Raw genomic sequence first — 18631 nt, 5'->3', positions numbered from 1 at the left:
TGCGTGGAGGTGATAAGAGATAATGAAGCGCTGTTTTCTACAGGACCTGTCGCGTCGTTCTGACGTGCGTTTATTCCCCGCAACCTGCATTTCAAATCTGCAAACCTGCCGATGTTATACCCATTTCGGCGCTTCTCAGGACTCCAGAGCCGGTAAGGCATTGTGATAACTGAACAAGGGCTCTCCTGTTAGATCAGGGGTTTTCTCGTGGTTTCGCCGGGCTGTCATACTCGAGTCCCGATACGTGTTTTACAATGATATGAATAAGAAACCGGTCGCACAGTCGGTGCTTCAGCATATTGCGCTGAAAAGTCAGGCTGTTTATGGGTTGTTATCGCTATGTGTCACTGCGATAGTAGTCAACTATTTTATCCGTATGCATTTTCGCGCGGCCGCCTTTGGGCGTCGTGATGTGCACAGGGTATACACTTTCATCTATTGAGGTTCGTTATGTCTGACGACATGTCTTCGGTTTCGCCTTCGTCAGCAGGCGAACAAGGTGTACTACGTTCCATGCAGGAGGTTGCGATGAGCTCCCAGGAAGCCAGCAAGATGCTTCGTACTTATAACATTGCCTGGTGGGGTAATAATTACTACGACGTCAACGAGCTGGGCCATATCAGCGTTTGCCCGGATCCGGACGTCCCACAAGCCCGTGTCGACCTGGCGCAGCTGGTAAAAGCGCGTGAAGCGCAGGGGCAACGTCTGCCCGCGCTGTTCTGTTTCCCGCAGATCCTGCAACACCGTCTGCGTTCGATTAACGCCGCTTTCAAACGTGCGCGTGAATCCTACGGTTACAACGGTGACTATTTCCTCGTTTACCCGATCAAGGTGAACCAGCATCGCCGTGTGATTGAGTCCCTGATCCATTCCGGCGAACCGCTGGGGCTGGAAGCGGGCTCCAAAGCGGAACTGATGGCGGTTCTGGCGCATGCGGGCATGACCCGTTCGGTGATTGTGTGTAATGGTTATAAAGACCGTGAATACATTCGCCTCGCGCTGATTGGCGAAAAGATGGGCCATAAGGTCTATCTGGTGATTGAGAAAATGACCGAAATCGCCATTGTGCTGGAAGAAGCCGAGCGCCTGAACGTGGTACCGCGTCTTGGCGTGCGTGCGCGTCTGGCATCGCAGGGTTCCGGTAAATGGCAGTCCTCCGGTGGCGAAAAATCCAAATTCGGTCTGGCGGCGACCCAGGTACTGCAACTGGTGGAAATCCTGCGTGAGCGCGGACGCTTAGACAGCATTCAATTGCTGCATTTTCACCTCGGTTCGCAGATGGCGAACATTCGCGATATCGCCACTGGCGTGCGCGAATCGGCGCGCTTCTATGTTGAGCTGCATAAACTTGGCGTCAATATTCAGTGCTTTGACGTGGGCGGCGGCCTGGGCGTGGACTATGAAGGTACGCGTTCCCAGTCCGATTGTTCAGTGAACTATGGCCTGAATGAATACGCCAACAACATCATTTGGGCGATTGGCGATGCTTGTGAAGAGCATGGTCTGCCGCACCCGACGGTGATCACCGAGTCTGGCCGTGCCGTCACCGCGCACCATACCGTGCTGGTTTCCAACATTATTGGCGTTGAGCGTAACGAATACACGCCAGCGACGCCACCGGCTGAAGACGCGCCGCGCGCGTTGCAGAGCATGTGGGAAACCTGGCAGGAGATGCATGAACCGGGTACCCGCCGTTCGCTACGCGAATGGCTGCACGACAGCCAGATGGATCTGCACGATATCCATGTCGGTTATTCCTCCGGCACGTTCAGTTTGCAAGAGCGCGCGTGGGCCGAGCAGCTTTATCTGAATATGTGCCACGAAGTGCAGAAGCAACTCGATCCGAGCAACCGCGCGCATCGTCCGATCATTGATGAGTTGCAGGAGCGCATGGCGGACAAAATGTACGTCAACTTCTCGCTGTTCCAGTCGATGCCGGATGCGTGGGGGATCGATCAACTGTTCCCGGTTCTGCCGCTGGAAGGGTTGAACCATGCCCCGGAACGTCGTGCGGTGCTGCTGGATATCACCTGTGATTCCGACGGCGCTATCGATCACTACGTGGATGGCGACGGGATTGCGACCACCATGCCGATGCCGGAATACGATCCGGAGAACCCGCCGATGCTGGGCTTCTTTATGGTCGGTGCTTACCAGGAGATCCTCGGTAACATGCATAACTTGTTCGGCGATACCGAAGCGGTGGACGTGTTTGTCTTCCCGGATGGTAGCGTTGAAGTGGAGCTTTCTGATGAAGGCGACACCGTGGCGGATATGCTGCAGTACGTGCAGCTCGATCCGAACACGCTGCTGACGCAGTTCCGCGATCAGGTGAAACAAACCGGGCTTGATGAGACCCTGCAACAGCAGTTCCTCGAAGAGTTCGAAGCCGGGCTTTACGGCTACACCTATCTGGAAGACGAATAACGCAGGTTATAGCGTCTGACCGGTAACGAACTGAATCCCTTCCACGCCAGCACGGTGCGGAAGGGATTTTTTTATCTAAGGCTCGACACAAAGAGCGTTGCGCGAAAGCGGTGTTACTCGCGATCTGCTTCCTTTGCATCACCGCAGATGGATCAAAGAGGCCGGGAAGGAACAACGTGTAGTGATCCTGTGATAACGGCGCAATGCAGCAGTCACTCTGCGTCGTTCAGCGAGAGGCGGTTTCAGCCATAGAAAAAAAGGGAGGCAAGATTGCCTCCCAATGCATTATTTAATGCCATCTGCCGCCATGCGATCGCGGATATGCTGCGCACGTTCAGCCGAGGCGGGGTGATCGTCAAACATCGAACTCTGACGGCCTTCTTCCATCTTCGCCAGTTTTTCGAAGCTGGTGGCTAACCCGGCTGGACTGATGCCGCGTTTGCGCAGCAGGTCATAAGAGTAGTCATCCGCTTCGGCTTCCTGGCGCTGAGAGAACTGGGAGTTAACCAGTTGCTCGCCCAGTGCGCCAAGCTGCGACTGCGACAAACTGCCCACAATCCCGCCGGCGGAGGCCGCCGCCGCGCGCACCGCATTGGTGCCGAGCGCAACCTGCATGCCTTTCTTCACATGGCCTAGCGCCACGTGGCCCATTTCGTGGCCAATCACCGCTTCAACTTCGTTATCGGTCATCATGTCCATCAGCGCACTGTAAACACGGATGCAGCCATTCGCCATGGCGAAGGCGTTAACGTCTTTCGCCACGTAGACTTTGTAGTTCACCGGTTGGCCATTGATGTTGTCACCCAGAGCGGTGGCAATTTTATTCAAACGCTGCGTGTACGGGCTGCTCGCCGGGGCGATAGTCGCTTTGCTGTCCATCTGCTTACAGGCGTCATCGCTTAGCGCTTTTACCTGCGCGTCGCTCAACGTGTAGGCTTGGAACGCTTCCGCTCCTGAGCTGAGAAAACCGTTGGAGTTCATGTTCTGACACCCGGCAAGCAGGGTGGTCATTCCCAGAGCAAGCAGGGCTGGGCGAATTTTCATTTGTTCTCTTCCGCAATGATTGGATAGCTATTCTGTTCATACACCAATTCAGGCGAACCGGTGGTGAGCCTAAGTATAAGGAACAGAACAGAAGGCGGGCGAGGAGATTGCGCAACATGCGAGCAGCTTCCAGAGATTTCTGAATCGGCAAAAGGATGCTCCATGTACATGACTTGTCGCTTGGGTTACATTGTTGGCACTTTTTTCCGGCGTAGCCCAAAACGCGCTGTCGTCAAGTCGTTACGGGAACAGCCCTTAACAGTCCGATCTGGAGTCAAAATGTCCTCACGTAAAGAGCTTGCTAATGCTATTCGTGCGCTGAGCATGGACGCGGTACAGAAAGCCAAATCCGGTCACCCGGGAGCCCCGATGGGGATGGCCGATATCGCCGAAGTGCTGTGGCGTGATTTTCTGAACCATAACCCGACAAATCCGGCCTGGGCTGACCGTGACCGCTTTGTGCTGTCTAACGGCCACGGCTCAATGCTGATTTACAGCCTGCTGCACCTCACCGGCTACGATCTGCCGATGTCCGAGCTGCAGAACTTCCGTCAGCTGCACTCAAAAACGCCAGGTCACCCGGAAGTGGGTTACACCGCAGGTGTTGAAACCACTACCGGTCCGCTGGGCCAGGGCATTGCCAACGCGGTAGGTATGGCGATTGCGGAGAAAACTCTCGCAGCGCAGTTCAACCGTCCTGGGCATGACATTGTTGACCACTTCACCTACGCCTTTATGGGCGACGGTTGCATGATGGAAGGCATCTCCCACGAAGCCTGCTCGCTGGCCGGTACGCTGAAGCTGGGAAAACTGGTGGCGTTCTATGATGACAACGGCATCTCCATCGACGGTCACGTGGAAGGCTGGTTTACCGATGATACGGCGAAACGCTTTGAAGCCTATGGCTGGCACGTGGTTCGCGGCATTGACGGCCACAACGCTGATGCCATCAAACGCGCCGTTGAAGAGGCTCGCAGCGTGACGGATAAACCGTCCCTGTTGATGTGCAAAACTATCATCGGTTTCGGTTCGCCGAACAAAGCCGGTACCCACGACTCCCACGGTGCGCCGCTGGGCGATGCGGAAATCGCGCTGACCCGTGAGCAGCTTGGCTGGAAATACGCACCGTTTGAAATCCCGTCTGAAATCTATGCTCAGTGGGATGCAAAAGAAGCTGGCAAGGCGAAAGAAGCGGCGTGGAACGACAAGTTCGCGGCTTACGCGAAAGCCTTCCCGCAGGAAGCGGCTGAATTCACCCGCCGTATGAAGGGCGAGCTGCCGTCTGACTTCGATGCTAAAGCGCAGGCGTTTGTTGAAAAACTGCAGGCCAATCCGGCGAAAATCGCCAGCCGTAAAGCCTCTCAAAATGCTATCGAAGCCTTCGGTCCGCTGCTGCCGGAATTCCTCGGCGGTTCCGCTGACCTGGCACCTTCGAACCTGACCCTCTGGTCCGGTTCGAAAGCGATTAACGAAGACGCTGCCGGTAACTACATTCACTATGGCGTGCGCGAATTCGGCATGACCGCGATTGCTAACGGTATCGCTCTGCACGGCGGTTTCCTTCCGTACACCTCCACCTTCCTGATGTTCGTTGAATATGCCCGTAATGCGGTGCGTATGGCAGCGCTGATGAAACAGCGTCAGGTGCTGGTTTACACCCACGACTCAATTGGTCTGGGCGAAGATGGCCCGACTCACCAGCCGGTAGAGCAGGTCGCTTCCCTGCGCGTTACTCCGAACGTCAGCACCTGGCGTCCGTGTGACCAGGTAGAATCTGCGGTGGCGTGGAAATACGGTGTTGAGCGCCATGACGGCCCAACTGCGCTGATCCTCTCCCGTCAGAACCTGGCGCAACAGGAGCGTACCGCGCAGCAGCTGGCAGATATCGCCCGCGGTGCGTACGTACTGAAAGATTGCGCAGGTCAGCCGCAGCTGATCCTGATTGCCACCGGCTCAGAAGTTGAGCTTGCTGTCTCGGCATGGGAAAAACTCTCTGCCGAAGGCGTGAAAGCGCGCGTGGTTTCCATGCCGTCCACCGACGCATTCGACAAACAGGATGCGGCCTACCGTGAGTCCGTACTGCCGAAAGCGGTCTCTGCTCGCGTGGCGATTGAAGCCGGTATTGCTGACTTCTGGTACAAATATGTCGGCCTGAACGGCGCTATCGTCGGTATGACCACCTTTGGTGAGTCCGCCCCGGCAGAGCAGCTGTTCGAGGAGTTTGGTTTCACCGTCGAGAATGTTGTAGCAAAAGCGAAAGCGCTGCTGTAATCATCCTCTGGCCCGGCGGCGCAAGTCCTGCCGGGCCAGCATGACCACCATTTCCCATTGTGCCTGGGTTTTATCAAGGCCACAGATTTGCAGGCCAGCTAAACATAGTTTTATCCACCCCTATCCCCCTCAATCAGCCATACCGCTGCGTTAGCGTCTCCAGCCGTTTACTTCCCATTTTTAGCCCTCTTTTTACAGAACAACCTCTACGCCGTTGATTTGTGCATAAAAAATATACTGGATGTTTGTACAGTAAGTCGTATAATAATTCTACAGATTATCCAGGGTGAGTATGTGTAAGGAGTGAACCTATGGTAATTCCTGGTGAAAATTTCAATTCCCAACAGGCTCTGGCGACGGTCAGCAGCCGCGAAATCGCAAAGTTGACAGGCCTGACTCACACCGAAGTGAAACGGATGGTGAAAAGCCTGGAGACTGCGCAACGACTCTCCCAGCCGGTGAACGAACATGTGTATGAGCGGGAAGGTGAGATGCGACAGGAGTTTTTGCTCAATAAGCGGGACTCACTGCTGACGGTTTCGCGCCTCTCGCCAGGCTTTACTGCAGAGATGCTCGATCGCTGGCAGGAGAAAGAAAAGAATATCAGCCTGCCCGATTTCACTAATCCCGCAGCCGCGGCGCGCGCATGGGCCGAACAGTACGAAAAGCGTCAGCGTGCGGAAGCGCTGCTTGCCGTTTCTGCCCCAAAGGCGGAGTTCTTTGACCGGTATGTCAGGGTTGAAGAGTCGCTTGGTTTCCGACAGCTTTGTAAGATGCTGCGGGTGAAGGAGTCTCTGTTCCGGAGCTTTTTGCTTGAGCGCAACATTATGCAGCGCGTCGACGGTGCGCTGATGCCGCCGCAGTACCATATCGATGCGGGCTACTTTACCGTCCACGGCGGCGTAGGGGAAAACAAACGTAGCTGGTCTCAGGCGCGTTTTACCGCCAGGGGCGTGAAGTGGGTAGCCGATCTGTGGGCTAAACAACTCTCCTCGCTGCCGGTTGAGATGCCGCGCGCAGAGCGCACCGAACCAAAAACAGCGGAACGTAGCTGGTTTTAATCATCCCCAGTAAAGCGTTTTGCCGGAATCAATCTTCCTTTATCAACACATCACGCAGGGATGCGTTGTTGCGCTTGTTCCCCTTTCTGTTAATTCTTAACCTCAGCAAAAAGCCCTTCTGGCGCGCCAATTATTCCAGTGAAAATGTGATGCAGGTCAGATTACTGGCGAAACCGTCTGGACAATCATTCCTTTTATTCCATGTTTCGCTTATTCTAGCTGAAGCGTTTCAGTCGGCTAAATGTTCGACAAATAATCAAACAGACGCAGTTTAAGTAGGCGAGGATTCCCCTTCTGTGGTTGCTGGATTACTCTGTCATCCACTTCAGGCTGGCTAGCCTTGCAGGAGAGTTATGACCGTACGCATAGCGATTAATGGTTTCGGTCGCATCGGGCGCAATGTGGTTCGTGCTTTGTACGAATCCGGGCGTCGGGCGGAAATCACCGTGGTGGCAATCAACGAACTGGCCGATGCCGTGGGCATGGCGCATTTGTTGAAATATGACACCAGCCATGGGCGTTTCGCATGGGATGTTCGCCAGGAGCGTGAACAACTGATAGTCGGCGATGACGTTATTCGCATCCTGCATGAGCGTGCTATCGATGCGCTGCCGTGGCGTGAGTTAGGCGTTGATGTGGTGCTCGACTGTACAGGCGTGTACGGCAACCGTGAAGATGGCGAGGCGCATCTGGCGGCGGGGGCAAAAAAAGTGCTCTTCTCCCATCCTGGCAGCCACGACCTTGATGCAACTATCGTTTTCGGCGTCAATCAAAACACGCTGCGAGCCGACGATCTGCTGGTTTCTAACGCGTCCTGTACGACAAACTGTATTATTCCGGTCATAAAACTACTCGACGATGCGTATGGTATTGAGTCAGGAACCGTGACAACGATTCACTCGGCGATGCACGACCAGCAAGTGATTGACGCCTACCATCCCGATTTGCGGCGTACACGCGCAGCCAGTCAGTCCATCATCCCGGTGGATACAAAACTGGCGGCAGGCATCACGAGAATTTTCCCGCAGTTTAATGACAGATTTGAAGCGATAGCGGTACGTGTGCCGACAATTAATGTCACCGCTATCGATCTGAGTGTAACGGTGAGGAAACCGGTAAAAGCCAGTGAAGTCAATGCGTTGCTGCAAAAAGCAGCGCAGGGAACATTTCATGGTATAGTTGACTATACGGAATTACCGTTGGTTTCAACCGATTTTAACCACGATCCGCATAGTGCCATTGTTGATGGCACGCAGACACGGGTCAGTGGCGCGCACCTGATTAAAACCCTGGTATGGTGCGATAACGAATGGGGCTTTGCTAACCGAATGCTCGACACGACGTTAGCAATGGCGGCTATTGGTTTCAGGTAGGGCGCAACAGCGCTCGCAAAACTTTAAGAATCATTGAGAGGATTCACCATGTCTGTAATTAAGATGACCGATCTGGATCTGGCTGGTAAACGCGTTTTCATCCGTGCTGATCTGAACGTGCCGGTTAAAGATGGCAAAGTGACCAGCGACGCGCGTATTCGTGCTTCTCTGCCGACCATTGAACTGGCGCTGAAGCAGGGTGCGAAAGTAATGGTGACTTCCCACCTGGGTCGTCCGACCGAAGGCGAGTACAACGAAGAATTCTCTCTGCTGCCGGTTGTTAACTATCTGAAAGACAAACTGTCCAACCCGGTTCGCCTGGTTAAAGATTACCTGGACGGCGTAGAAGTTGCTGCGGGTGAGCTGGTCGTTCTGGAAAATGTTCGCTTTAACAAAGGCGAGAAGAAAGACGACGAAGCACTGTCTAAAAAATACGCTGCACTGTGCGACGTGTTCGTGATGGACGCATTCGGTACCGCGCACCGCGCTCAGGCGTCTACGCATGGTATCGGTAAATTTGCTGATGTCGCTTGCGCAGGCCCGCTGCTGGCAGACGAACTGGAAGCGCTGGGTAAAGCGCTGAAAGAACCGGCTCGTCCGATGGTTGCTATCGTGGGTGGTTCTAAAGTTTCCACTAAACTGACTGTTCTGGACTCTCTGTCCAAAATCGCTGACCAGCTGATTGTTGGCGGCGGCATCGCTAACACCTTCGTTGCTGCTCAAGGCCACAATGTTGGCAAATCCCTGTACGAAGCTGACCTGGTTGATGAAGCCAAACGCCTGCTCGGTACTTGCGATATCCCGGTTCCGACAGATGTTCGCGTTGCGACTGAGTTCTCTGAAACCGCAACTGCAACCCTGAAATCTGTTTCTGACATCAAAGATGATGAGCAAATTCTGGATCTGGGCGACGTTTCTGCACAAAAACTGGCTGAAATCCTGAAAAACGCCAAAACTATTTTGTGGAACGGTCCGGTTGGCGTGTTTGAATTCCCGAACTTCCGTAAAGGTACCGAAATTGTGGCTAACGCGATTGCAGACAGCGACGCGTTCTCCATCGCAGGCGGCGGCGACACTCTGGCGGCGATTGACCTGTTTGGTATCTCTGACAAGATTTCCTACATCTCCACTGGCGGTGGCGCGTTCCTCGAATTTGTGGAAGGCAAAGTACTGCCGGCAGTAGCCATGCTCGAAGAGCGCGCTAAGAAGTAAGACATTCAAGGGCAGGGAAACCTGCCCTGTTTTCAGCGCGCTTTCGGGCTCGCTTTAATTCTCTACACAAAATCATTCAAGTTGCATCAAGGCGGCAACGGAGTGAATCATCAGGAACTGACTGCAATAAGTCTCTGATGTAAGCGAAGGCAGCCAGCGCCGAGTCAGCTTGAAGGATGATGTGTACAACGGCCGAAGATACAGGACTACGTAACATGTCTAAAATTTTTGATTTCGTAAAACCTGGCGTGATCACTGGTGATGACGTTCAGAAAGTGTTCCAGGTAGCTAAAGAAAACAACTTCGCTCTGCCTGCGGTTAACTGCGTAGGTACTGACTCCATTAACGCTGTTCTGGAAGCTGCAGCGAAAGTTAAAGCGCCTGTTATCGTTCAGTTCTCTAACGGCGGCGCAGCGTTCATCGCGGGTAAAGGCGTGAAAACGGACGTTCCTCAGGGCGCGGCAATTCTGGGTGCTATCTCTGGTGCGCATCACGTACACCAGATGGCAGAGCACTACGGCGTACCGGTTATCCTGCACACCGACCACTGCGCGAAAAAACTGCTGCCGTGGATCGACGGCCTGCTGGACGCGGGTGAAAAACACTTCGCAGCTACCGGTAAACCGCTGTTCTCTTCTCACATGATTGACCTGTCTGAAGAGTCTCTGGAAGAGAACATCGCGATCAGCTCCAAATACCTGGCGCGTATGGCCAAAATGGGCATGACGCTGGAAATCGAACTGGGTTGCACCGGCGGTGAAGAAGACGGCGTAGACAACAGCCATATGGACGCGTCTGCACTGTACACCCAGCCGGAAGACGTTGATTACGCATACACTGAGCTGAACAAAATCAGCCCGCGTTTCACCATCGCCGCTTCCTTCGGTAACGTACACGGCGTGTACAAACCGGGTAACGTGAAACTGACCCCGACTATCCTGCGCGACTCTCAGGAATATGTTTCTAAGAAACATAACCTGCCGCACAACAGCCTGAACTTCGTATTCCACGGTGGTTCCGGTTCTTCTGCTCAGGAAATCAAAGACTCCGTAAGCTATGGCGTTATCAAAATGAACATCGATACCGACACCCAATGGGCAACCTGGGAAGGTATTCTGAAGTACTACAAAGAAAACGAAGGCTATCTGCAGGGCCAGTTGGGTAACCCGAAAGGCGCAGACCAGCCGAACAAAAAATACTACGATCCGCGTGTATGGCTGCGTGCTGCGCAGACCAGCATGGTGACTCGTCTGGAGCAGGCTTTCAAAGAGCTGAACGCAGTAGACGTTCTGTAATTTACGCTGCTTCTGTCTGAAAAGGCCCGCATTTTGCGGGCCTTTTTTATTGTGAATTCAACAAAATGCCTGCGAACACAAAATGTGATCAACTTGGCGAAATGGCGGCTTATTGTTTACCCTTTAGGGATCTCTCCTTGCTGGAAGGGGTGGTTTTCCCGTTTTGGAACAACATAAGGAAGCTCGAATGGAAGATCTTGACGTTGTCGACAGCATTAATAATGCAGGTTCATGGCTGGTGAACAACCAGGCGCTGCTATTGAGCTATGCCGTTAATATCGTGGCGGCTATTGCTATCATCATTGTCGGGATGATTGTGGCGCGCATTGTCTCGAATACTGTTAACCGCCTGATGGTGGCGCGCCACATTGACGCGACGGTGGCGGATTTCCTTTCCGCGCTGGTGCGCTACGGTATTATCGCGTTCACTTTGATTGCCGCACTGGGGCGCGTTGGCGTGCAAACCGCCTCGGTGATCGCGGTTCTTGGCGCCGCCGGTCTGGCCATCGGTCTGGCGTTGCAAGGCTCGCTCTCTAACCTTGCTGCTGGCGTGCTGCTGGTAACTTTCCGCCCGTTCCGCTCAGGCGAGTATGTTGATCTGGGTGGTGTGGCCGGTACGGTATTGCAGGTGCAGATTTTCTCCACCACCATGCGCACTGTCGATGGGCGTATTGTGGTTATACCGAATGGCAAAATCATCGCCGGGAATATTGTTAACTTCTCCCGTGAACCGGTGCGGCGCAACGAGTTTATTATTGGCGTGGCGTATGATTCAGATATTGATGAGGTGAAACGCATCCTGACTGAAATTATTCAGGCTGACGAACGCATTATCAAAGATCGCGAAATGACGGTACGCCTCAATGAATTAGGACCTTCATCGATCAATTTTGTAGTCCGCGTCTGGAGCAAAAGCAGCGATCTGCAAAACGTTTATTGGGATGTGCTGGAACTTATCAAACGCCGTTTTGACGAACACGGTATCAGTTTCCCGTATCCACAGATGGACGTGAATTTCAAACGCGTGAAAAATTCCACAGAGCAGTAAATATCAAGGCCGGGATTCCGGCCTTATTTGTGCTCTTCGTTATTAGGAAAGCTTATTAACGATTAGTATTATCCATTTCATCTAATGATTGTCCCGCGCTATAGTCAGTGTTCGAAACAACTCTGATGGAATCACCTCGTGCTATCTTATTATTTTCAAGGCCTTATGCTTGGGGCTGCGTTGATCCTGCCGCTTGGGCCACAAAATGCCTTTGTCATGAATCAGGGCATCCGCAGGCAGTTCCATATCATGACCGCAGCGCTTTGCACGCTCAGCGACGTATTACTGATTTGTGCGGGTATTTTCGGTGGGAGCGCATTGCTGATGCAGTCGCCGTGGCTGTTGGCACTGGTGACGTGGGGCGGCGTGGCGTTTCTGTTGTGGTACGGCTTTGGTGCACTGAAAACGGCGTTCGGTAGCACTATTGAACTGGCGAATGCTGAAGCAATGCGCCAGGGGCGCTGGCGCATAATCGCCACGATGCTGGCGGTTACCTGGTTGAACCCCCACGTTTACCTCGATACGTTTGTGGTGCTCGGCAGTTTGGGCGGCCAGCTGGATGAGGAGCCAAAACGCTGGTTTGCGTTGGGCACGGTGAGCGCCTCCTTCCTGTGGTTTTTCAGCCTTGCTTTACTTGCGGCCTGGCTTGCTCCACGTTTGCGCACAGTGCAAGCACAGCGGGTGATTAACACGCTGGTGGGGCTGGTGATGTGGTTTATCGCTTTGCAGCTGGCGCGCGAAGGCGTGCACCATATGCAGGGATTATTCAGTTAAGGTAAGTCCGATGGACAATTCACGCTTAGCCGCTAAGCTTGCTGCCAGGCGTCCTGCAATTCTGGGCGTAACAAAAGCACCATGGAGGAGCAACTGTGAAATTTAAAGTGATGGCCCTGGCGGCAATGGTCGGTTTCAGCGGGATGGCGGTACAGGCGAGCGAATTGCCGGACGGCCCGCATATTGTCACCTCAGGTACGGCAAGCGTGGACGCGACCCCGGACATCGCCACGCTGGCGATTGAGGTTAATGTCGCCGCGAAAGACGCTGCCTCAGCCAAAAAACAGGCCGATGACCGTGTTGCACAATATCTTAGCTTTCTTGAGCAAAACGGCATCGCCCGGAAAGACATTAATTCCGCCAACTTACGCACACAACCTGATTATGACTACCAGAACGGCAAAAGTATTCTGAAAGGCTACCGCGCAGTGCGTACTGTGGAAGTCACGCTGCGTGAGCTGGATAAACTTAATTCACTGCTGGATGGCGCACTGAAAGCGGGGCTGAACGAAATTCGTTCTGTATCGCTGGGCGTTGCGCAACCGGAGTCTTTCAAAGATAAAGCGCGCAAAGCGGCTATCGATGATGCAACGCACCAGGCGCAGCAGTTAGCGGCGGGCTTTAACGCTAAACTCGGCCCGATCTACAGCGTGCGCTACCATGTGTCCAACTATCAGCCGAGCCCGATGGTACGCATGATGAAAGCGGATGCGCCAGAAGCCGCATCCGCACAGGAAACCTATGAGCAACCGTCGATTCAGTTTGCTGATCAGGTAGATGTCGTATTCCAGCTGGAACCGACTCAGAGCCAGCCGCAGGCTGCGGCACCGGCGAAGTAATCCTCTTCGCCCTCTCCCGGCCGGGAAGAGGGCGTTTTATTAATCCTGCCTTAACACCCGATGCCCATATTCCAGCAGTGCGTCCGTGACGTTGCGCATCATCCGGCTTTCTGGCGCAAAACGGTGCCAGTACAGCATCCGGCGCTGCAGCAAGCCGGGCGTCAGGTCGATCAGATCACCGCTGTTCAGCTCTTTTTCGATTTGCAGATGTGGGATCATGCAGCAGGTCGTCCCCTGGCGCGCCAGTTGAACAAACGCTTCGGAAGAGTTGACGATATGGCAAGGCACGCTGCCCGGCGGTAAGTCGAAATACTGCTGTAAAAACGCCTGATGCATATCATCGAGATGATCAAACGCGACCGCCGGTGCTTTGAGCAATGCGGAGCGGGTGACGCCGTTCGGGAAATAGCGCTCGGCGAACGCTTTCGAACCGACGAACAGGTAATCCAGCGCGCCAAGTTGGTCGACCAGGCAACTGGGAAGCGCCTGTGGCTGAATACTCACCGCGCCAACGACCTCACCGCGACGTAAACGCTCCTGAGTGCGGGTTTCGTCTTCCACCTGCAGATTCAGGCGAATAGGTGAGTCGGCCAGTACCGGGGCTAATGCAGGCAACAGCCAGGTCGCCAGGCTGTCGGCGTTGACCGCCAGCGATAACAGTAGCGGCGTGGAGCCGGTTTGTTCGTCGCCAAGCCACTCTTCTTCCAGTAGCTCGACCTGGCGCAGCAACGCCAGCAGCTTTTGCCCCTGCTCGGTGGGACGAGGTGGAACGGTACGCACCAGTAGCGGCTGACCAAACATATTTTCCAGTTGCTTAATGCGCTGCGACACGGCGGACTGGGTAATACACAGCTTTTGTGCGGCACGTTCAAATCCGCGCTCACGAATAACCGCATCAAGCGCCTGTAATGTTCTGTAGTCCGGACGTTTCATGGCTCGGGCATTCTCCTGAAAAAATCGTACTCAGCACTATGACATAATTTTTTGTTCGGTACAGACGAAATTGGACCTCGCGTAATGTGATACTGGTCACAGGGACATTTTGGGTAACGCTGGTCTATAATGCGCCTGAAATTTCACACCACAGGCAAACGACCATGACGCAGGATGAACTCAAAAAAGCAGTGGGCTGGGCAGCGCTGAAGTATGTAGAACCTGGTACCATTGTAGGGGTTGGCACCGGTTCTACCGCTGCACATTTTATTGACGCGCTGGGCACGATGAAAGGCCAGATTGAAGGCGCGGTTTCCAGCTCGGACGCGTCCACCGAGAAACTGAAAAGCCTTGGCATTACCGTGTTCGATCTCAACGAGGTGGACCGGCTTGGCATTTATGTGGACGGCGCGGATGAGATTAACGGCCAGATGCAGATGATCAAAGGCGGCGGCGCGGCGCTGACGCGTGAGAAAATTATTGCCTCGGTGGCGGATAAATTCATCTGCATCGCGGATGCCTCCAAGCAGGTTGATATCCTTGGCAAATTCCCGCTGCCGGTGGAAGTGATTCCGATGGCGCGTAGCGCTGTTGCCCGCGAGCTGGTCAAGCTGGGCGGTCGCCCGGAATATCGCCAGAACGTGGTGACGGATAACGGCAACGTCATCCTGGATGTTTATGGTCTTGAGATCATCGACCCGATTGCGCTGGAAAACAGCATCAATGCGTTGCCGGGCGTAGTGACTGTAGGGTTATTTGCTAACCGTGGCGCGGATGTGGCGCTGATCGGCACCGCTGATGGCGTGAAAACTATCGTGAAATGATCTGACGGGGAGGCGCATGCTTCCCTGTAAAAAATCTGCAATGGGCAAATTTGGTGATATCTGTCACGTTTTCGCCCTCGTCATGCGTTACCTGCCGCTTGCGTCTTGTTTTTTAGCATTTTTCTCTGCCATTTCCCGCTGTATGACATTTCTTCAGATACCTGACGCAAACGTTCATATTGCCGCGATAGTTTTTTTTGATATGTTGACTAACGCGGATTGCAATCTGCACAACATCACAGTCAAGACAAAAAACAGGGTCGGGTAAATGGCAAAGGTATCACTGGAGAAAGACAAGATTAAATTTCTGCTCGTCGAAGGGGTGCACCAGAAAGCTCTGGATAGCCTTCGCGCTGCGGGTTACACCAACATTGAGTTTCACAAAGGCGCGCTGGATAGCGAGCAACTGAAAGAGTCCATCCGTGATGCCCACTTTATCGGCCTGCGATCCCGTACTCAACTGACTGAAGATATCATCGCTGCGGCGGAAAAACTGGTGGCTATCGGCTGTTTCTGTATCGGTACCAACCAGGTGAATCTGGATGCGGCGGCGAAGCGCGGTATTCCGGTATTCAACGCGCCGTTCTCTAACACCCGTTCGGTGGCAGAGTTAGTCATTGGCGAGCTGCTGCTGCTGATGCGTGGGATTCCTGAAGCGAACGCCAAAGCGCACCGTGGTATCTGGAACAAGCTGGCAGTTGGTTCGTATGAAGCGCGCGGTAAAAAACTCGGTATTATCGGTTACGGCCATATTGGCACGCAGCTCGGTATTCTGGCGGAATCGCTGGGGATGCATGTCTATTTCTATGATATCGAAAGCAAATTGCCACTCGGCAATGCAACGCAGGTGCAACATCTCTCCGACTTGCTGAATATGAGCGATGTCGTGAGCCTGCATGTGCCGGAAAACGCTTCTACAAAAGATATGATTGGGCCGGAAGAGCTGGCGCTGATGAAGCCGGGCGCACTGCTGATCAACGCCGCACGCGGTACGGTGGTGGATATTCCGGCACTGTGCGATGCGCTGAAGCGTAAACATCTGGCGGGCGCGGCAATCGACGTGTTCCCGACTGAACCGGCGACCAACAGCGATCCGTTCGACTCTCCGCTGTGTGAATTCGATAATGTCCTGCTGACGCCGCACATTGGCGGTTCCACGCAGGAAGCGCAGGAAAATATCGGTCTGGAAGTGGCCGGTAAACTGATCAAGTACTCCGACAACGGTTCGACGCTTTCTGCGGTGAATTTCCCGGAAGTTTCTTTGCCGTTGCACGGTGGCCGTCGTTTACTGCACATCCACGAAAACCGCCCTGGTGTGCTGACCGCGCTCAACCAGATTTTCGCCAGCCAGAATATCAACATTGCCGCGCAGTACCTGCAGACCACGCCGTATATGGGTTATGTGGTTATTGATATTGAAGCGGATGAAGATGTGGCGCAGAAAGCGCTGCAGAGCATGAAAGCGATTCCGGGCACCATTCGTTCCCGTCTGCTGTTTTAAACGTTGCGCTTTCCTCTCCCGCAAGGGAGGGGAAAGTTACCACTGCCATATTCTGGATGGCGTAACCACCGCAGGCAGCGGGATATCCCACTCTTCCACTGGCAGCTTCTCCACACCCTGGCAATCATGCGCATAACCCACCGGTTGCAGGCCATACTCACGCCAGTTTTGTAACGTGCGATCGTAAAAACCACCGCCCATGCCCAGGCGTTGCCCTTGTTCATCAAAGGCGACCAGCGGCGTAATCAGCACGTCGAGTTGGCTGAGCGGCAACACATCACGCACATCCAGCTTCGGTTCCTGAATTTTCAGACGGTTAATCACCAGCTCGCTGTGCGGATGGTAATGCAGAAACAGCAAATTACCGGGGCTAAAGGGATGCAATACCGGCAAGTAAACCCGTTTACCGCTACGCCAGAGTTGCTCAATCAACGGTTGGGTATCCAGCTCGCCATCAAAAGAGAGAAACAACGCTACGCTGTGTGCCATCACAACCGGCGCATATGCCATCATGCGTGCCGCGGCCTGCTGGGCGAAGTGCGTTTGTTGTTCAGGAGTGAGTTCACGCCGGCGCTGGCGAATAATTTTGCGGATTTCTTGTCGTGACGAAGGAAAATCAGGAAGTTGCGTCATGATGGTTGTAAAAAAGAAGGGAATCTCCGAGATGCCGCCGCTGGCTGTAACCCTTGAACCCTTGGTTCAAGGTGAATGCGTCGTCATAGCTTTAAGGCTTCTCGGACGGACCGAGCATGCTCACCAACCATGGATCGCCACATTCTTGTGGTATGAAATATCGGCTCAGGGGACTGGCCCGCTTGCAAACATCTCAGAGATATTTTTTGGCTTCACGGTCACTCTAACACAGATGACCCTGAAGCGTTATTCAAACTTTGGTCCCGGTCTTTCTGTTATGCGACCTTGATCAAGCAATGCCTGTTCGATGGTCTGCTGTAACATCCGAATACGCTGTTCCATGCTGGCGGCGTATTCGCGGGTCTTTGCTTTTTCCTGAGTCAGCTCGTAACTAATGTTCAACGCGGCGATAAACACCAACTGCTCAGTATTTGTGACTCTAGTGCGAACCTTCAGATCTTGCAACCGCTGATTCAGATCCTCCGCGGCCTGATTCAGAGCATCCCTCTGTTCAGGCGGGCAATTCACTCGCAGTGAACGGCCAAAAATTTGGATATCGACGGGTTGTGCAGACATGCCACCTTCCTGCTGTTTGACTGCGCTCTGCCTTCGCATCCGAGCCCTGGGCTGCGAAGGGGCGACACTATAAGCTACCCCGGCGCGCGCTTTCAAGCTTTTTGCGTCTATACCTTAATGATTCGGTGTGCATGCAAACGCATGGAACGTGAAGCATCACGGGTATATCACCAGGGGCCAAAGTGGTAGCATATCATGAATATTCCCCCCAACGACGACGAATGCGCATGTCTATACAGAACGAAATACCTGGTTACAACGATGTAGCCCAGCTACTCAACCAACAGGGCGTGGGATTACTTCCTGCTGAAATGCACGGGCTTATCGCGGGGATCCTCTGCGGCGGTAACAACGATAGTTCCTGGCAGCCGTTGCTGCATGATTTAACCAACGACGGTCTGGCATTCGGTCACGAGCTGGCGCAAGCGCTGCGCAGCATGCATTCAGCCACCAGCGACTCGCTGGAAGATGACGGTTTCTTGTTTCAGCTCTATCTGCCGGATGGCGACGATGTTAGCGTTTTCGACCGCGCCGACGCGCTGGCGGGCTGGGTGAACCATTTCCTGCTGGGGCTGGGCGTCACCCAGCCGAAGCTCGATAAAGTGACGGGTGAAACCGGCGAAGCGATTGACGATCTGCGCAATATTGCACAGTTGGGTTATGACGAAGACGAAGATCAAGAAGAGCTGGAAATGTCGCTCGAAGAGATCGTCGAGTACGTCCGCGTCGCGGCGCTGCTGTGCCACGACACGTTCACTCGCCCGCAGCCTACCGCACCGGAAGTGCGTAAGCCCACGTTACATTAATTCACCTTGTAGGG

At 53.9% G+C, this 18631-nt stretch carries 17 protein-coding genes and 1 other RNA gene; 13 read left to right on the top strand and 5 right to left on the bottom strand.

Annotated elements, in window-relative coordinates; translation table 11 throughout:
• Positions 1 to 259 precede the first annotated feature (259 nt).
• Together yqgB and speA are read left to right on the top strand one after the other, a co-directional pair.
• Positions 260 to 442 carry an acid stress response protein YqgB gene (gene yqgB, locus DFO56_RS25170; RefSeq protein ID WP_141402812.1) on the top strand — a complete coding sequence of 61 codons (183 nt, stop codon included), beginning with the start codon at positions 260 to 262 and terminating at the stop codon, positions 440 to 442.
• Between the two features lie 8 nt (positions 443 to 450).
• On the top strand, positions 451 to 2427 hold the full coding sequence (gene speA / locus DFO56_RS16990; RefSeq protein ID WP_071925225.1) for a biosynthetic arginine decarboxylase: 1977 nt from the start codon (positions 451 to 453) through the stop codon (positions 2425 to 2427).
• Between the two features lie 285 nt (positions 2428 to 2712).
• On the opposite strand, the gene DFO56_RS16985 is transcribed toward speA, so the two are convergent.
• Complete coding sequence (locus tag DFO56_RS16985; protein WP_017457589.1) at positions 2713 to 3471, bottom strand: M48 family metallopeptidase; 759 nt, start codon at positions 3469 to 3471, stop codon at positions 2713 to 2715.
• Positions 3472 to 3750: 279 nt separating this feature from the next.
• On the opposite strand from DFO56_RS16985, the gene tkt reads away from it, so the two are divergent.
• From tkt to DFO56_RS16945, 8 genes are all read left to right on the top strand, one after another.
• Entirely contained in the window at positions 3751 to 5742 is a 1992-nt protein-coding gene (gene tkt / locus DFO56_RS16980) for a transketolase (protein ID WP_045512828.1), read from the top strand.
• Between the two features lie 311 nt (positions 5743 to 6053).
• Complete coding sequence (locus tag DFO56_RS16975) at positions 6054 to 6803, top strand: phage antirepressor KilAC domain-containing protein (protein WP_045512826.1); 750 nt, start codon at positions 6054 to 6056, stop codon at positions 6801 to 6803.
• 353 nt (positions 6804 to 7156) lie between these two features.
• Positions 7157 to 8176 (top strand): erythrose-4-phosphate dehydrogenase, encoded by a 1020-nt coding sequence (gene epd, locus DFO56_RS16970; RefSeq protein ID WP_045512824.1) that lies wholly within the window; start codon positions 7157 to 7159, stop codon positions 8174 to 8176.
• Between the two features lie 48 nt (positions 8177 to 8224).
• Entirely contained in the window at positions 8225 to 9388 is a 1164-nt protein-coding gene (gene pgk, locus DFO56_RS16965; protein ID WP_017457593.1) for a phosphoglycerate kinase, read from the top strand.
• A 215-nt stretch (positions 9389 to 9603) separates the two neighbouring features.
• Positions 9604 to 10683: a class II fructose-bisphosphate aldolase gene (fbaA, locus tag DFO56_RS16960; RefSeq protein WP_020455154.1), complete on the top strand. Its 1080-nt coding sequence runs from the start codon at positions 9604 to 9606 to the stop codon at positions 10681 to 10683.
• Between the two features lie 187 nt (positions 10684 to 10870).
• Positions 10871 to 11731, top strand: a complete 861-nt coding sequence (gene mscS / locus DFO56_RS16955) for a small-conductance mechanosensitive channel MscS (protein ID WP_020455153.1) — start codon at positions 10871 to 10873, stop codon at positions 11729 to 11731.
• 138 nt (positions 11732 to 11869) lie between these two features.
• Positions 11870 to 12505 (top strand): arginine exporter ArgO, encoded by a 636-nt coding sequence (argO, locus tag DFO56_RS16950; protein WP_045512820.1) that lies wholly within the window; start codon positions 11870 to 11872, stop codon positions 12503 to 12505.
• A gap of 95 nt (positions 12506 to 12600) precedes the next feature.
• Positions 12601 to 13344, top strand: a complete 744-nt coding sequence (locus DFO56_RS16945; RefSeq protein WP_020455151.1) for an oxidative stress defense protein — start codon at positions 12601 to 12603, stop codon at positions 13342 to 13344.
• Between the two features lie 39 nt (positions 13345 to 13383).
• Here DFO56_RS16945 and argP read toward each other — a convergent pair whose 3' ends face one another.
• Positions 13384 to 14277 carry a DNA-binding transcriptional regulator ArgP gene (argP, locus tag DFO56_RS16940; protein WP_017457598.1) on the bottom strand — a complete coding sequence of 298 codons (894 nt, stop codon included), beginning with the start codon at positions 14275 to 14277 and terminating at the stop codon, positions 13384 to 13386.
• Positions 14278 to 14441: 164 nt separating this feature from the next.
• Here argP and rpiA point away from each other — a divergent pair, with 164 nt between their 5' ends.
• On the top strand, positions 14442 to 15101 hold the full coding sequence (rpiA, locus tag DFO56_RS16935) for a ribose-5-phosphate isomerase RpiA (protein ID WP_020455150.1): 660 nt from the start codon (positions 14442 to 14444) through the stop codon (positions 15099 to 15101).
• 268 nt (positions 15102 to 15369) lie between these two features.
• Entirely contained in the window at positions 15370 to 16602 is a 1233-nt protein-coding gene (serA, locus tag DFO56_RS16925) for a phosphoglycerate dehydrogenase (protein WP_017457601.1), read from the top strand.
• Between the two features lie 36 nt (positions 16603 to 16638).
• On the opposite strand, the gene DFO56_RS16920 is transcribed toward serA, so the two are convergent.
• The 3 genes from DFO56_RS16920 to zapA all read right to left on the bottom strand — a co-directional run bounded on the left by DFO56_RS16920 (position 16639) and on the right by zapA (position 17811).
• Positions 16639 to 17235 (bottom strand): 5-formyltetrahydrofolate cyclo-ligase, encoded by a 597-nt coding sequence (locus DFO56_RS16920; protein ID WP_045512812.1) that lies wholly within the window; start codon positions 17233 to 17235, stop codon positions 16639 to 16641.
• Positions 17236 to 17254: 19 nt separating this feature from the next.
• Positions 17255 to 17438: non-coding RNA, 6S RNA (ssrS, locus tag DFO56_RS16915), on the bottom strand.
• Positions 17439 to 17481: 43 nt separating this feature from the next.
• Positions 17482 to 17811: a cell division protein ZapA gene (gene zapA / locus DFO56_RS16910; RefSeq protein WP_017457603.1), complete on the bottom strand. Its 330-nt coding sequence runs from the start codon at positions 17809 to 17811 to the stop codon at positions 17482 to 17484.
• 227 nt (positions 17812 to 18038) lie between these two features.
• Between zapA and DFO56_RS16905 the strand changes: the two genes are divergently transcribed.
• On the top strand, positions 18039 to 18617 hold the full coding sequence (locus tag DFO56_RS16905) for a YecA family protein (RefSeq protein ID WP_086873856.1): 579 nt from the start codon (positions 18039 to 18041) through the stop codon (positions 18615 to 18617).
• Positions 18618 to 18631 lie beyond the last annotated feature (14 nt).

The organism is Kosakonia sp. AG348 (genome assembly GCF_003337365.1).
In the GTDB taxonomy this organism is placed as follows: domain Bacteria; phylum Pseudomonadota; class Gammaproteobacteria; order Enterobacterales; family Enterobacteriaceae; genus Kosakonia.
The sequence above is the reverse complement of the archived record's forward strand: the minus strand, read 5'-3'. Positions and strand labels throughout refer to the sequence as shown.

What these genes read in the sequence shown, in the direction of transcription:
- DFO56_RS16905 (WP_086873856.1), top strand. Translation starts at nt 18,039, where the DNA reads ATGTCTATACAGAACGAAATACCTGGTTACAACGATGTAGCCCAGCTA.
- epd (WP_045512824.1), top strand. Translation starts at nt 7,157, where the DNA reads ATGACCGTACGCATAGCGATTAATGGTTTCGGTCGCATCGGGCGCAAT.
- pgk (WP_017457593.1), top strand. Translation starts at nt 8,225, where the DNA reads ATGTCTGTAATTAAGATGACCGATCTGGATCTGGCTGGTAAACGCGTT.
- argP (WP_017457598.1), bottom strand. Translation starts at nt 14,277, where the DNA reads ATGAAACGTCCGGACTACAGAACATTACAGGCGCTTGATGCGGTTATT.
- speA (WP_071925225.1), top strand. Translation starts at nt 451, where the DNA reads ATGTCTGACGACATGTCTTCGGTTTCGCCTTCGTCAGCAGGCGAACAA.
- yqgB (WP_141402812.1), top strand. Translation starts at nt 260, where the DNA reads ATGAATAAGAAACCGGTCGCACAGTCGGTGCTTCAGCATATTGCGCTG.
- zapA (WP_017457603.1), bottom strand. Translation starts at nt 17,811, where the DNA reads ATGTCTGCACAACCCGTCGATATCCAAATTTTTGGCCGTTCACTGCGA.
- serA (WP_017457601.1), top strand. Translation starts at nt 15,370, where the DNA reads ATGGCAAAGGTATCACTGGAGAAAGACAAGATTAAATTTCTGCTCGTC.
- fbaA (WP_020455154.1), top strand. Translation starts at nt 9,604, where the DNA reads ATGTCTAAAATTTTTGATTTCGTAAAACCTGGCGTGATCACTGGTGAT.
- DFO56_RS16975 (WP_045512826.1), top strand. Translation starts at nt 6,054, where the DNA reads ATGGTAATTCCTGGTGAAAATTTCAATTCCCAACAGGCTCTGGCGACG.
- rpiA (WP_020455150.1), top strand. Translation starts at nt 14,442, where the DNA reads ATGACGCAGGATGAACTCAAAAAAGCAGTGGGCTGGGCAGCGCTGAAG.
- tkt (WP_045512828.1), top strand. Translation starts at nt 3,751, where the DNA reads ATGTCCTCACGTAAAGAGCTTGCTAATGCTATTCGTGCGCTGAGCATG.
- mscS (WP_020455153.1), top strand. Translation starts at nt 10,871, where the DNA reads ATGGAAGATCTTGACGTTGTCGACAGCATTAATAATGCAGGTTCATGG.
- DFO56_RS16985 (WP_017457589.1), bottom strand. Translation starts at nt 3,471, where the DNA reads ATGAAAATTCGCCCAGCCCTGCTTGCTCTGGGAATGACCACCCTGCTT.
- DFO56_RS16920 (WP_045512812.1), bottom strand. Translation starts at nt 17,235, where the DNA reads ATGACGCAACTTCCTGATTTTCCTTCGTCACGACAAGAAATCCGCAAA.